The sequence below is a fragment of the Achromobacter sp. RTa genome, from assembly GCF_000757485.1.
GTDB lineage: Bacteria > Pseudomonadota > Gammaproteobacteria > Burkholderiales > Burkholderiaceae_B > Achromobacter.
This window is the reverse complement of record NZ_JPYO01000023.1, coordinates 60284-74310: the sequence shown is the minus strand read 5'-3', so window position 1 is coordinate 74310 and position 14027 is coordinate 60284. Positions and strand designations below refer to the sequence as shown.

Annotated in this window: 13 protein-coding genes; 3 read left to right on the top strand and 10 right to left on the bottom strand. The window is 65.5% G+C overall.

Annotation, left to right across the window (positions count from 1 at the left end; translation table 11 throughout):
* Positions 1–125 precede the first annotated feature (125 nt).
* The 3 genes from JL37_RS07935 to JL37_RS07925 all read left to right on the top strand — a co-directional run bounded on the left by JL37_RS07935 (position 126) and on the right by JL37_RS07925 (position 4147).
* Positions 126–629 (top strand): sigma-70 family RNA polymerase sigma factor, encoded by a 504-nt coding sequence (locus tag JL37_RS07935; RefSeq protein ID WP_043543136.1) that lies wholly within the window; start codon positions 126–128, stop codon positions 627–629.
* Entirely contained in the window at positions 616–1596 is a 981-nt protein-coding gene (locus tag JL37_RS07930; protein WP_052096954.1) for a FecR family protein, read from the top strand. Before JL37_RS07935 ends, JL37_RS07930 begins: the two co-directional genes overlap by 14 nt.
* Positions 1597–1756: 160 nt before the next feature.
* On the top strand, positions 1757–4147 hold the full coding sequence (locus JL37_RS07925; RefSeq protein WP_043543134.1) for a TonB-dependent receptor: 2391 nt from the start codon (positions 1757–1759) through the stop codon (positions 4145–4147).
* 103 nt (positions 4148–4250) lie between these two features.
* On the opposite strand, the gene JL37_RS07920 is transcribed toward JL37_RS07925, so the two are convergent.
* From JL37_RS07920 to JL37_RS07875, 10 genes are all read right to left on the bottom strand, one after another.
* Entirely contained in the window at positions 4251–4724 is a 474-nt protein-coding gene (locus tag JL37_RS07920; RefSeq protein ID WP_043543133.1) for an RES domain-containing protein, read from the bottom strand.
* Positions 4721–4960, bottom strand: a complete 240-nt coding sequence (locus tag JL37_RS30655; RefSeq protein ID WP_197064582.1) for an MbcA/ParS/Xre antitoxin family protein — start codon at positions 4958–4960, stop codon at positions 4721–4723. The genes JL37_RS07920 and JL37_RS30655 overlap by 4 nt, the downstream gene beginning before the upstream one ends.
* 151 nt (positions 4961–5111) lie before the next feature.
* The gene (locus tag JL37_RS07910; RefSeq protein ID WP_052096948.1) at positions 5112–6158 is read right to left on the bottom strand and encodes a peptidylprolyl isomerase; all 1047 of its coding nucleotides are present in this window, start codon (positions 6156–6158) and stop codon (positions 5112–5114) included.
* Between the two features lie 28 nt (positions 6159–6186).
* Positions 6187–6702 carry a YbjN domain-containing protein gene (locus JL37_RS07905; RefSeq protein WP_043543129.1) on the bottom strand — a complete coding sequence of 172 codons (516 nt, stop codon included), beginning with the start codon at positions 6700–6702 and terminating at the stop codon, positions 6187–6189.
* A gap of 33 nt (positions 6703–6735) precedes the next feature.
* Positions 6736–7440 carry a hypothetical protein gene (locus JL37_RS07900; RefSeq protein ID WP_043543173.1) on the bottom strand — a complete coding sequence of 235 codons (705 nt, stop codon included), beginning with the start codon at positions 7438–7440 and terminating at the stop codon, positions 6736–6738.
* A gap of 14 nt (positions 7441–7454) precedes the next feature.
* Positions 7455–9179, bottom strand: a complete 1725-nt coding sequence (locus JL37_RS07895) for a putative porin (protein ID WP_043543127.1) — start codon at positions 9177–9179, stop codon at positions 7455–7457.
* Between the two features lie 42 nt (positions 9180–9221).
* On the bottom strand, positions 9222–9947 hold the full coding sequence (locus tag JL37_RS07890) for an energy transducer TonB (protein ID WP_043543125.1): 726 nt from the start codon (positions 9945–9947) through the stop codon (positions 9222–9224).
* Between the two features lie 10 nt (positions 9948–9957).
* Positions 9958–10377 carry a biopolymer transporter ExbD gene (locus tag JL37_RS07885; protein WP_043543123.1) on the bottom strand — a complete coding sequence of 140 codons (420 nt, stop codon included), beginning with the start codon at positions 10375–10377 and terminating at the stop codon, positions 9958–9960.
* A gap of 11 nt (positions 10378–10388) precedes the next feature.
* On the bottom strand, positions 10389–12257 hold the full coding sequence (locus JL37_RS07880; RefSeq protein WP_043543122.1) for a DUF2341 domain-containing protein: 1869 nt from the start codon (positions 12255–12257) through the stop codon (positions 10389–10391).
* A 36-nt stretch (positions 12258–12293) separates the two neighbouring features.
* Positions 12294–13928, bottom strand: a complete 1635-nt coding sequence (locus JL37_RS07875) for a ShlB/FhaC/HecB family hemolysin secretion/activation protein (protein WP_043543121.1) — start codon at positions 13926–13928, stop codon at positions 12294–12296.
* Positions 13929–14027 lie beyond the last annotated feature (99 nt).

Here is a 14027-nt window from a genome sequence, read left to right as displayed (position 1 = left end):
GGACCATGGCGAGCCCTCGCAACGCAAAGAGGCGATCATTTGGCTTGAACGCCAGGGATGGGCGCCTGTGCACTAGGCGATGCAAATAAAAAGCATTATCATGATCGCCTTGCCGCCCTCCCGCCATGTCATCACGTCCCCCCCGTTCGCAAGGCTTCCTGGCCTACTACGAAGAACTGCTTGCGGTCTGGACCCGGAAGTTGGGCTGCCGTGACGCCGCGCGCGATCTCGCGCATGATGCCCTGGTCAAATGCCTGGAAACCGACCCCGACCGCGTAACCCAGCCCCGCGCCTATCTGCACCAGGCGGCGCGCAACATGGCCGTCGACAATTTCCGGCGGACGGACGGGCAGGAATGGGTGCCGCTTGATACCATAGCCGGCCATCCCAGCGCCTGGGGCGATCCCCTGGCGCAGGTCCGCACCGAACAACTGAGCCTGGCTTTGGAAGCGGCGCTGGCCGAGCTTCCGCTCAAGTGCCGGCAGGTATTCGTCTGGCAGCGTCTGGAAGGCTTGACGCAAGCCGAGATCGCGGAGCGCATGGGCCTGAGCAAGAACATGGTCGAGAAGTACATGATTCGCACCGCGTTGCATCTGCGCGAACGGTTGGGAGCCTATGCCCCGAATTGACCGTCCGCCCCAGGCGCCCGAAACCAGCGCCGACCCCGTCCGCAATGAAGCGGCGCGGCGGTTCGCGCGTATGCACTCCGGTGAATGGGACGCCGCTTCGCAGGCCGAGCATGACGCCTGGCTTGCCGCGGATCCACGCCACGCAGCCGAATACCGGATGCTGGAATCCATCTGGCAGGCGGCTGGCGCAGTTCCCGAAGAACGGCTACGCGCGCTGGCCGAGGAGCCCTGCCGCACTGCCCGCCCGGCGCGGCGGCAAGCGGTGGGGCTCGGCCTGTGCGTGCTGGCTGCAGCGATCGGCGCGGGCCTCTGGCTGCGCGCCGATCCCGCAGTGGAATACCGCACTGCTGCCGGCGAACGGCGCAGCCTCACGCTGCCGGACGGTTCCACCGCCGAACTGAACAGCCGCAGCCGGATCGAGGTCCGTTTCGACGGCGCGCGGCGCCTGGTCCTCCTGCAAGAGGGGGAGGCTCTTTTCTCGGTCCAGAAGGATTCGGCTCGGCCTTTCGTCGTGGATGCGGGGCTGGGCAGCGCCAGCGTTACCGGCACCCGCTTCGACGTGCGCCGCGACGCGGACCAGGTACGCATCGTGGTGGAATCGGGTTCGGTGGAGGTGGCCGGCGCCAGAGACCAGGCCACGGTGCCCGTCACCGCCGGCAACGCGGTCCGCATCGACGCCAGCGGGCACGCCGGTCAGGTCCGGGCCTACCCTGCGGCCTCCGCGCTCGCCTGGCGCAAGGGGCAGATCGTGTTCACAGACACCGACCTGGCCAGCGCCGTGCGCGAGGTGTCGCGCTACCGGCAAGACGCCATCACCCTGGCGCCGCGCCAGGGACTGGAAACGCTGCGGCTGACCAGCGTGTTCCAGACCACGGATACGGATGCTTTCCTGACGGCGTTGCCGCACATTCTGCCGGTTGCGGTCCGGCGCCTGCCGGACGGCCGGGCCGAGATCGTAGGCCGCTGAAGCACGGCATCCGGGCGTTGTTACAAAAAAGGCCACCGCGGCATTCAGGTATTTTCCGCGTATTGCGTCTTCTTCCTGATAACCAGGCGGGCATGGTGTCCGCCAGCATGATTCGGGAGCACAGGAAGTGGATCGCAAAGAATGGGGAAGGCGCGCGCGGATGCGAGGCTTGGCAACGACAGCGCTTGCGGCCCTGCTGATGACGGGAGCGGCAGGCGTACGGGCGCAGGCCGCGCCGGTGGCGATCGACATGCCCGCGCAATCGCTGGATCAGGCCCTGCGCAGTCTGGCCCAGGCCCACGGCCTGCAGATCTTCTATGCGCCGCAGACGGTCGCGGGTATGCAGGCGCAAGCCGTCTCGGGCACGATGACGCCGCAGCAGGCGCTATCTACTCTGCTGAAAGACAAGGCCTTGCGTGTGCGCCAGGACGGTGCCGCGACCATCATCGAGCCGGAAAGCGCCGGTCAGCCTCAGGTCATGGCCCCCATCGAAGTCTCCGCGTCGCGCACGGCAAGCAATCTGGTCAGCCCGGTGCAGCAGACCATCGTGCTGGAGCGGGATGCCTTGCAGGAGCTGCGCACCGGCTCCGACAGTCTGGCCACCATACTGTCCAAGACCGTGCCGGGCATGGCGGATTCCAGCCGCACCATGACGGACTACGGCCAGACGCTGCGCGGCCGCGGCGTGCTGGTCCTGGTGGACGGAGTGCCGCTCAACACGAACCGGGATTCGTCCCGCAACCTGGCGAACATCAACCCTGCCACCATCGAACGGGTCGAGGTGCTGCGCGGCAGCAGTTCCATCTACGGTGCCGGCGCGACGGGCGGCATTGTGTCGATCACCACCCGGCCTGCCGGCGGAGAGCCGGTATCCGAGACCACGGTGACTGCCGTCAGTCCCCTGAGCCGCCTGCGCGCCGACGGCCTGGGCGGGCAGCTGCAGCAGCATTTCGCGGGCAGCCGGGGCATGGTGGACTATTCCCTGGACCTGGGCGCCCGCCACAACGGCGCCTCGTATGACGCGCAGGGCAGGCGCATCGCGCCCGAGCCCAGCCAGGGCGATCTGTTCGACTCCAACATATACAGCCTCGGCGGCAAGCTGGGACTGCGCATCGACGAAGAACAGCGCTTGCAGCTTTCCGCCAGCTACTACAACGCAGACCAGGATTCGGACTACACCTCGGACCCTTCCGTCGGCCGCCTGCCGCCGGGATCGGCGCGCGCCCTGCCCATGGACGGCCTGCAATTGACCGACCAGAACCAGATCCGCAACACGCTGTTGAACCTGGAATACGAGCACTTGAATCTGCTGGGCAGCAAGGTGACGGCCCAGATGTATTACCGCGACTACTTCACCCGGTTCACCCCCTTCGATGCGCGCGCCGTCGTCACGCGCGGCAACAACGTGGACCAGGTCACGCAGAACACCAAGGTGTTCGGCAGCCGCCTGACCGTGGACACGCCGCTGGGCAAGCAGTCCAAGGTGCTCTGGGGCGCGGACTTCAATCAGGAACGCAGCGACATGCCGATCGACATCTTCGATCCTGCGGCCTACGACCGCAGCGGCGGACGCGTGTTCAACAAGATCGGCAGCTTGACTTACATGCCCGAATTGACCACCCGCAGCACTGGCCTCTTCGCGCAGCTTGAACACCGCTTCAACGAGCAATGGTCGGTACAGGGCGGCGCGCGCTACGAGTACGCCTCCGCCAGATTCGACGATTTCGTGCCCCTGTCGCAGTTGCGCGTGCCCTCCCCGGCCACGGTGCAAGGAGGCTCCGTCAATTACGACGCCTTGCTGTGGAACTTCGGCGTCGCGTATGCCCCGGTGCGCGGCCAGGAACTCTACGCCAACTTCAGCCAGGGCTTCCAGTTGCCCGACATCGGCGTCCAGATGCGCAATGCGCGTCCCGGTTTTGACATAGGCTCGTCGGATCTGCAGCCGGTGAAGACCAACAACTACGAGCTGGGCTGGCGCGGCGGCGCGGGCAACGCCTCGGCGTCCCTGGCTGTGTTCTACACCACGTCGAAACTCGGTGACGTGCAAAGCTTCAACAACGGCCTGATACTCACCCGCACCGAGGAACGCATCTACGGCGTCGAAGGCACCATCGACGCCACCACCGACGACGAAACGTGGGGAGCCGGGGGCACCTTCACGTGGATGAAGGGCCGGGAGCAGCCGGATGGAGGAAGCTGGCAAGGCATGACCGGCTACCGGGTCCCGCCCGTCAAGCTCACGGCCTATCTGCAATACCGGCCGAACGAGCGCTGGAACGCCCGCGTGCAGGCCAACTATTTCGGCGCCAAGGACTATCGACTGGACGGGAAGGAAAGCTTCGGCCGCCGCGACGTCAGCAGTTACTTCACCGTGGACGTCATGGGCCGCTATCAGCCCGATCCGCGGAACACCTTCATCCTCGGCATCGAAAACCTCTTCAACCGCGATTACTACCCGCTGTACAGCCAGCTGTTGCGCAGCAACACCAACACCAGCCGGCTCCCGGCCACGGGAGCCGTGCTGACGCTGACCTACCAGCACAGGTGGTGAAAGACGCGGGCCAGATAGCGCCCGCATGCGTCGAACCGCGTCCAGGCCGGCACACGTCGCGTGTTGTCGGCCATCCGGCGGCTGCCGGCGATGGTCCCGAAGCCTATGAATAGCTCAACCAATCACTGCCGGCCGCGAGCACCGACTCGACAGCGCCCATCATCCCCGAAAAAGGATGCCCCTCTCCCTCTTTAATCTCGCACAGGGACAGATCGGAATGCGTGCAGTTCAGCAGAAACTGCGGAGCGCCTGTCATGGTAGGCACGCGCAGCAGCAGGGGGCCTTGCTCCAGCCACTTGCGACCAAAGGCGCGGGTAACGCCAAGGTCGTGCTGCCAGAAACGCGGCGGCTCGGGACTGGCGATGCAGCGCGCCGGGACCTGCACTTCAAGCAGGCGATAGCCATGCGGAAGCCCGTCGGGACGTCGAACCTCGACCAGGGCCAGGCGCGCGAGCAACGCGGCGACCGGAGACGCGTCCAGCACGATGACCGGCGCGCCGGCGTGGGTCCAACGGCTCGCCAGGGGCGCCGTGCCGATCAGCGCGTCGCGGTTGCTCAAGCGCCAGAGTGTCGTCATATCAAGTTGCCTTCGTCGATCGTGATCAGCCAACGCTCGAGCAAATCCGCTTCTCTCGCGGTGCGCGCCGTGTCCAGCGGCGCGCGGCCCTGCAGACGGACCTTGGGATGGTCCAGCCAGGCGCGGGCCGCGTCCCGATCGCCAAACACCAACTCGGCCAGCCAGACGATGCGCAAGCCCCGGTACAGCGCGACGACATACTCGCGGCTCATGGCGACGGGCCCGGGTTGGGGCAACAGCCGCGCCAGGCGTTCCGGCGTGAGGCTGTCCTGGAGGGCGTCGAGCAGCGCCGGCCCGATGGCGACGGACCGGGGCGAGCTGGCATAGCCCAGCGACGTCCGGATGCGCTGGTTGAGCCGGACCCGCGCGCCCTGCCCGACGTCGTCCTTATTGAACGGCCACCGGGGATGGAGGGGGGCTCGTCGCGCCGACTGCTGGATGAGATACCGCCTCGAAAGCGGCGCTGACTTCCCCACCGTCGATACTGACTGTTCCGCCATTGATCAGACCCTCCAGATAGGCGCGCGCGGCTTGCTGCTGGCGCTGGGTGCGCAATGCGGCGCGCAGTTGATCTTCGACTTGCGCCAGAGGTTGCGCCTGCGCTTCGTGAACGTCCACGACTTTGACGATGTGAACGCCGCCGGGCAGCTGGATCGGATCGCTGACCTCGCCCTTGGCCATTTTCTGCACGACTTCGCGCAGGCCCGGGATCAACTGCTGCAGCGCCATTTCGCCGCTGTCGCCGCCTTTTTCTGCGCTGGTCTTGTCTTGCGAGTACTCGCGCGCCAGGGCGGCGAAATCCGCTTTCTCCGCGCGGACGCGCTTGACCAGATCGGCGGCCTGCTTGCTGGCGCGAGCCACGGCCTGCCCGTCGGTATACGGCGCGGCCAGGTAGATCTGGCTAATGCGATAGCGCGCCGGCACGGTCAGTCGCGCCTTGTTCTGATCGTAGGCGGCCTGCAGTTCCTGCCGAGAAGGGTAGTCCGCGGGCGGTTCGCTGACGGACTCCAGATAGGTGCGCAGTACGACCTGGTCGCGGGTCAGTTCCAGCGCGCGGCGAATCTCCGGGCGGCTGGCCCACCCCTGGTTGCCGGCTTGCGCGATCAGGGCTTTTTCGGCCAGGCGCGCGCGCAGCCACTGGTCCAGCGAGGCCCGGTCCGCCTGCAGCTGCATCCGTTGCTCGATGGTCAGGCCGCGCAGGACGTCCTCGATGTCGGCTCGCGAGATCGAGACATCTCCCAGGGTGGCAACAGGCTTGTCAGCAGGCGTCACGGTCTGCTTGGCCGTCGGTGCCCCATCGGCGCTGGCCTGCGCGGGTGCCGCGGCCTGGTCCGACGTCTTGGCCTGGGCTTCGCTCTTGTCGCCGCAGGCGCCCAGCAAGACCACGCTCAAACCCGCCGCCGCGACCGCGCGCAAGATATTGCATTCGTTCATAAACGCTCTCGAAAAGGACTGATCACGATCACGCGACGGTTTCTTGCGCCGCGTGGCTGGTCGCACCACCCTCTTCTTGCGCCGCAGTCTCGGCCGCCTCCGGCTGCTGCCCGCCCTCCTGCCGAACATACTGGCGCAGGAACATCAAAAACTCCTGCAGCAGGCGGTCCCACAGTTCGATCTTGGCGCGCACATGGTCCTGGCTGACGCCGCCGGCGACGACCACGTCCATTTCCAGCACCAGGAAGGAGCCGCCCTGCACCGTCAGGCACGCAAAACGCTTGCCCACGTTCCATGAGCCCACCAGGTCGTCGGGCAGTTCGCCCTGCACGCGCAGTGCACACCTGAACGTGTAGTCGACGAACTCGCCCTCCTTCGGCCCGGGGTTGCCGAAACGCACGGAGAATCCCGCCCCTTGGCTGGCGCTCAGCAACTGCACCGAGCCGTTCTGATCGGAACGGCTCACTCGCAGGCCGGCGTCCTGCAGCAGCGCGGTCAGGCTGTCGGCCGTAACGATCTGGATGAGAGTAGTGCTGTCAGTCATTGTGTATTGCTTCCATGTAAGAAAAATGAAAACTCAATCCGCGGGGCTGGATTCCGCGGCGGCCGGCGGCTGACGCGCGTCTCTATTGAACTGTGCGTCGTACAGCTTGTCGCCATAGCCCTGGGCCTGTTCGTCGAACATGACTCGCGCCTTTCCGGCAAAGGGCTGTCGGATCTTGAGCATGTCGCCCGTGCCGAACGACTCGTAGGCCGCCAGCAGTTCTTTGCCGGCGGCATACATATCGGCGTTCTTGCTTTCGCACATCGTCAGCAGCCCCTCGCGTTCCTTGAGCGCGGTTTCGAGACTGTTGCGCCTGGCTTCGCTGGCGCGCGCCATGCCCAGCAGTTCGTCGTAAGCACCGCGCACCTGGGCGGCATGCGCCTGGCTGGCTGCGACCTGTTCCCGGGCGGCTTCGCGCACCTGGTCCAGCTTGCCGGCTTCGGTTTGCGCCGCCTCCAGCTTTTGCTGCAGTTGCCTGCCTTGGCCGCGCAGTTGCTCGATCTCTTTCTGCGCGGCATCGCGTTGCGCTTCGGCCGTGCTTTTGGCGGCGTTGAGCTGGGCGCGTTCGCTTTGCAGCTGTTGCAGTTGTTGCGTGACACTGCGCAGCTCGGTGCGCAGACGCTCTTCCATGCTTTGCGCCTGGGCCGTCACGGGCGCGCCCAGGACCGCCGCCAGCGCGAGCGCCAATGCCGCCAGGCCGCCCGGCGCTTGCTTGCGAGTACGAACTGAAGTTCTCATGTCTGCCTTTTCCATCAGAAGCGCGCGTTGATTTCCGCTTGCACGATGTCGACCGCGTATGGCGCGCCATAGACTTCCTTGGAACTGGTCCAGCGCAGCAGGCCGTAGACGTTGTCGTCAAAGGCGTAACCGCCGCCCAGGAAGTAGCCGCGCGCATTGGTGCCGCCCAGATGGAACGTGGAATCGTTGTAGCCGTCCGGCATGGCGTCGGGTTCGATGTACTTGTAGCCGGCGAACACCATCCAGTCGCCCTTGCTGCGCAAGTCCAGGCCGCGGCCCAACGCCGCCTGCAGCATCCAGGCATTGGGGCCGCTTTCTATCGACGCGCCGTTCGCGCCCGCGCGATTGTTGACGACGTTTCCGACACCGCCGGCGCGGCTGCGCATCTCGCCTTCGTCGTAGGCCAGGTTGCGCACGTAGTTGCCATGCAGACGCAGGCCCAGACCGTCGAAGGCCTCGGTGTCCCAGATGAGGTTCACGTCCAGCAGGTTGAACTTCGAGGCCAGGCCGACGTATTGGTATTGGTCGTTGGCGGCGTTGGTCGGGTCCCCGGGGATGGCGGGAACCAGGTTGCGCAGCAGGAAGGCGGTGTTGCCTTGCTGCATGAAGGCCGGGCGCGACCAATCGGTATCGCAGACCGCGTAATCGGTGCGGCACGGCGACGACCGCTGGCCGGAGATATTGTCGAAGCGGTAATACGCCAGGGAGCCGGTCAGTGCGTTGCGTTTGTTGATTTCCCACTTGGCGCCGACCTGCGCGCCAAACAGCCACTTGTTCTCGGTCTCGCCTTCGCTCCAGCTGCTGTCCGACCACTTGCCGAAGGTCTGCTCCAGGGCAAAGGCGCCCAGGGTGCCGAACATCGTGACCGGACGATCGGCCAAGGCCTGCTTGAACACGGCCGAAACGCCGTCGAAGTTCAAGTCGTTCGAATACAGCATGTCGGTCGACAGGAATGGGTTGGCGGCGCGGCCTGCCGTTATGTTGACCCACTCCCTGGGGCGGTATCCGATGTACATCTGGTCCAGCCACACGTCTTTCTTGCTCATGCCGCCGCCCAGCGTCTGGGTGGTGGACACCGGGCTGTCGTCGCTGCCCGAAGCCAGGCGCACGCCGGCCAGCCATTGATCCGAGATCTGGGCCTTGACGCCGAGGCGCGCGCGGACGCGCAGCATGTTGCGGCGATCCTGGCGGGTGTTGGTGTACGGGAAATCCAGCGAGTAATCCTGGCCATTGGCGGTGATGCGGATGGGGCCGTTGTTGTTCCACGCATTGAAGTTGATGATGTTGTCGGCGTTGTACGAGTCGTACAGGCGCGACTCGTAGCGCGCACGCACATCGCCTTCGACCGTGATGCGAGAGACCCAGTCGGGAAAGGTATTGGGCTGGGCCCAGTTCTCGGCCTTGGCCTGGACCATGACCTCTTGCTTGACCTCGTCGCGGATGCTGGCGCGCACGGACTCGGGAATGTAGGGCACGCGCACATCGCCCGGCTGGGCGATAGCGGCGCCCGCCGCGCCGATCTGGACCGTCTGGGTCTTTTGGGCCTGGGCGGCTTCGGCCTCGGCCTGCTTGACCAGGGCGTCGGCCTGCTCCTGCTTGAGCACGCCCTGTTCGACCAGCATGCGGATCAGGTTGATCGTGGCGTTGGAGGAGGTCTGTGCCTGCGCGGCGGTAGGGCCCGCGCCCATCACCATAGCGACGGCCAATGCAATGGCCAATCGTGTGGGTTCAAGTTTCATCTTCAAACTCCGAATCTAGGAATCACGTTCAAGACAATGCGGTCAGGATGGGCGGCGGCCCGACAAGGAGGCGCGGATGGGCATGCTGATCGAGGCTGGCGGACGTTCGCCCACGGCGGGCACGGCGCGCAGTGCGGTTATCACTTTTTCGTCGATCTCGGCATCGCCGCTGGAACGGGCCAGCTCGACGCGCAGGATCTGGCCGGTCTGGTTCAGCCAGATGTCGACGTTCATGCGAAAAATCAGATTGCGGGTCCGATCGTCCTCGCGCAGGATCTTTTGCAGCGCGTACGCCATGTACTGGCTGTAAGTGGCGTTGCCGGCGCGACCGCCGCCAGAGCCCGACATGCCGCGACCTTGACCCGCGCCGATGTTGAAGGCGTCGGTGCCCGCCTGCGAATCGGCATCCATCTGCATGGGGTCGGCCAGATCGTCCGCCGGCGAAGGCGGCGCGTTGTCCTCGGGCTTGGGCGCTTCTTCCACCGGCTCGGGCTCGGGCTGTGGCTCCGGCTCGACCACTTCTTCCGGCTTCGTCTCGGGCTCGGGCGGAGGCTGTTCGGGCTCCGGTGGCGGCGGCGGAGGCGGCGGCAGCGGAATGATCGCGGGCACCTGCGGCGCCTGTCGCTTCACGCCCGCCATATCGTTGGCCCATTGCCAGGCGAAATAGCCCAGCACGGCCAGCACCGCTACGATCCCCACGCCCTTGGCGATGCGGACCGCCCGGCGCTTGCCCTTGCGTTCGGCTGGATCAGGAAAGTTCGACGACATGTTGCGCGCTCTAAGGGGTCGGCTTGCCGGTTACCAGGCCAACCTGGGAGAGTTCGAGACGGCGCAGCAGATCCAGCACCTCGACCACTTTCTGGTACTGCACGACGGCGTCGCCGCGCAGGATGATCGGAAAGTCCGGATTCAGCGCCTTCTCGGTGCGCAGACGGTCTTCCAGCTCCTGTAAGGTCACCGGATAGGCGTCCAGGAACACCTGGCCGGCCTCGTTGATGGAAATGGCCTTGGTCTTGGGCTGGGCCAGTGACACCGTGCTGCTGGCCTTGGGCAGCTTGACTTGGATGCCGGAGATCTGGGCGGTGGCGGTCAGGATGAACATGACCAGCACCACCATAAGCACATCGACCAGCGGCGTGATGTTGATGCCATCGACGGGCGCGCCGTCATCGTCATCGCTCGGGGACACGGATGCCATGTCGAATCTCCTTAAGCAGCGCGAGCGATTTCGTCGACCTGGCTTTCGCCATGTACCTCGGCCAGGCGGGTCACGAACTCATCGACGAACACGCGCATGTCGGCGCCCACGTCCTTGTTGCGACCCTGCAGCCGGTTGTAGCCAAACAGCGCCGGGATCGCGACGAACAGCCCCATGGCGGTGGCCAGCAGCGCGGCCGCCATGCCCGGCGCGATGGCGTTGATGTTCACGTCGCCCGCCATGGCGGTGCCCAGAAACACCACCATGATCCCCAGCACCGTGCCCAGCAGGCCGATGTACGGGCCGCCGGCGATGGCGTTGGACAGCACCCCCATGCGGCGACCCAGCGTCTGCACTTCTCTGGTGCGAACAGCGTCCATGGAAGCGCGGATGGCTTCTATGGTTGCGCCGGAGATCGACGAGGTGTCGGCGCCATGCGCACGGCGTACGCGCAGTTCGTTGACGGCAACTTCGTACAGACGCCACAGCGGAGCCTCGCCCAAAGCGCCCTTCAGCGCAGCGTCGTCCATCAGCATCTCAAGGCGATTTCCGATCTTGGAGAAAGCCTGGCGGAACCGGGCATTGCCTTCTTCCACGCGCGACACCTTGCGGTTCTTGGAGATCATGACCACCCACGACTGGATCATCATGAAGACCAGCACGGCGATCACGATCCAGGCGTCCAGGGGAACGGCATTGAGCAGATAGCCCAGCCCGCCAAAGCCGAAGCCCGACTGCTCTTCGTCGGCGCCGTAGACCACCAGCCGCGACTCGGCGCCCTGGGCCATCGCGTCGGCCCTGATGACCGCCGCCGGACGCGCGATCTTGGAGATGCGGATTTCGTCGATGGCGCCGATGAACGGCGTGTAAACCACGGCGGGCGTCACAGGCATGGAGGCTTGCGCGTCAGCGCCGGGGGCCGTCGCCGCGGCGCCTTCGGCGGGCGCGGTCTCAGGAGCCGCCGCCACGGCCCCGGGCACGTCGCCGCCGATCGCGGCGACCGTGTTCAGCGCGGGCAGGCTGACGCCCAGGGTGGCGGCGGGCTGCCCGTTGACGTACAGCACGGCCTGCCTGCCATCGGCGGTCACGGCCAGGTGTTGCCAGGCGGCCGGCGATAGCGGTTGGCCGGGTTGCGTGCGCTGGCCGCTGACCTCGACGAATGGCACGCCATTGTCCAAGCCGATCAGCAGCGAATTGCCGCTATCGCGACGGGCATAGACGAGCTGCGTGCCGGCAGGCTGGTCGGCGCGCACCCAGGCGCTGAAAGTGAAGGCGCCGGCGGAAGGCAGCGCCATCGAGGGGCTGGCGGGCAGCATCAGCGGCGCGCCGCCGGCAAACTGCGCGGCGCGACCGATCACGCCGTCCACCATACCGGCCGGCGCGGTCTGCGCGTGGTTGCTGTAAGCCGTGGAATCGCGCGGCGGCGCGTCGGGCGCGCCGTTGAAGTGGTACACCAGCGTGTAGTTGGGGTCGAAAGCCAACTGGCCGTTGGAAGTAGCCGGCGCCTGCTGGTTGCCGTAGTACATCCAGATATCCTGGCGCTGCGCACCCACGACCTCGGGGATGTCGACCCAGACCAGCGCCATGCCCAAGAGCGGATCGAAGCTTTCGATCTGATGGTTCAGCACGGTCTTGTCGTCGCTGGCGACAAAGCGCAGGTCCGAGCCGTTTTCATTGACGCCGTCGAAGGCGAAGTTGGCGGTGTGCAGGCGCACCAGCAGCGGCACGCGGCCCACGTTGTCATTGATGGCGCCGGCCTGCGCCGTCGTATCCACCGAGATCTGCTTGCGAAAGTTCCAATCTGCCTGCCACCAAGCCTTGGCGGTCAGCGGGAACGCGCTGACGACCAGGGTCAGCATCAGAAAGAGTAAGCGTTGCATGGTAGTCGTGCTCCGGAAGGCCTTCATCCGTATGGGTTAATAGGTGGCGCGCAGATTGAAGTTGAGGCGCGAATCGTTTTTCTTGGTGACGTCGCCGTCGCGCAGGGCATAGCCCCAGCTCAGGCCGCCGTACAGCCAATCGAAAACCTGTATGCGGGTACCCAGGCCGACGCTGGCCAGTCCAAAAGAATGCTGCTGCTCGGGCAGCGGATCGCGCAGGCGCAGGAATGCCCAGTCAGCGAAAGCGAAGAAGCGCCATTCATTCACGAGCGGACCGGCCCAGCGGGACAGCGATGGGGTGCGAAATTCGAGCGACGCCATCAGGCCTTCATCGGCCGCGCGTTCCGCAGCCAGGTAGCCCCGCACGCTGGTCGCGCCGCCGGCCGAGAATTGCTCGTTGGACACCAACGCGCCCGACGCCAGCTGGAAGCCGCCACGCGCAAACAGCTGCCAATCGCGTCCGACGTCCTGGGTGTGGGTCAGATCGCCGCGCAACAGCGCGAAGCTGGGGCTGGCCATGTAGCGCTTGTAGTCGAAGTCTTCCGCGCTGCTACCCAGGCCGAACATGCTGCGCGAGGCCGCGACCACGCTCATGCTGACCGAGCTCTGCGTAAGCTCCGTATAGCGATAGCCGTCGTACGACAGCGTGAACGGCAAATACTTGAGCGGCACGCGATCGCGGTCATCGCCGAAACGGATCTGCTCGTCGAAATCCTTGTAGTCCAGGCCGAAGGAAAAACTGTTGTACCAATTGCCCAGCGGCTCCATGCTGTAGGTCGCCATCGCGCCAAACGAGTGGCCGCGGCCCAGCACGTTGGTGCCGCCGATGGTGGCCACGTCGCTGTCGGACTTGTAGCCCGAGAACTGCAGACTCCAACGGTCGGACAGGGGCATGGAGTAAGAGCCTGACCACACACGGGCGTTGGACGGTTCCTGGGGTGCAGTGAAAAAGGTCAGCGAGAAAGCATGGCCGCGCTGCCACAGGTTGTCATGGCCGAGCGTGAACATGGCGCGCAACTTTTCGGTGTCGGCGCTGTAATCGTTGTTCAGGCCCGCGCTGGCGCTCCAGGGACTTTTATCTTCGACCTTGAGGTCGACGTCCATGGTGCCGGGGAACTTGCCCTCCCGCACCAGCGGCATGACCTGGCGGCTGGACGTGCGGTTGAGCGCCGTCAGCTCGACTTGCGCCTTGTTGAAATTGGGCACCTCGCCTTCCTGCAGCGCAGGCACCTCTTCGCGGATCTCCAGCGGCGAGTAGTGCTGCGCGCCCACCACGCGCAAACGCCCCACCTTGGTCTCGGTCACCTGCAGAATCACGACCCCGCCCGTCACCTGCTGTTCGGGCAGGTCGACGTACACGGATTGATAACCCTTCTGGTGATAGCTGTCTTGCAAAGCATTACGGGCCGACTCGATGTCGGACATCGTGCGTCCAGGCCCGAGGAATGGGTAGACGGCTTTTTCGATATCGCTCGCGCCGAGCACTGAGTTGCCGCGCACGATGTATTCGCTGATGTTGACGCGGCGCTCGTCCGATTGCCTGGAAGGCGGCGCGGCAGCCTCGCCTGCGTCAGCCTGGGCGTAGGCGCCGGGCTGCACGCCCAGCGCCAGCACTGCCGCGCCCAAGACTTTGAACCACACGCCCTGTCCTGCGTTTTTCAACTGATGCATGGAACCGCACTCAATACCGGTTGGTTTAGGAATGGAGACGGCCGTGGCTGGGGCAGATACGCCAGCAAACCAACTGCCATGCTCATTTACACATTCCTA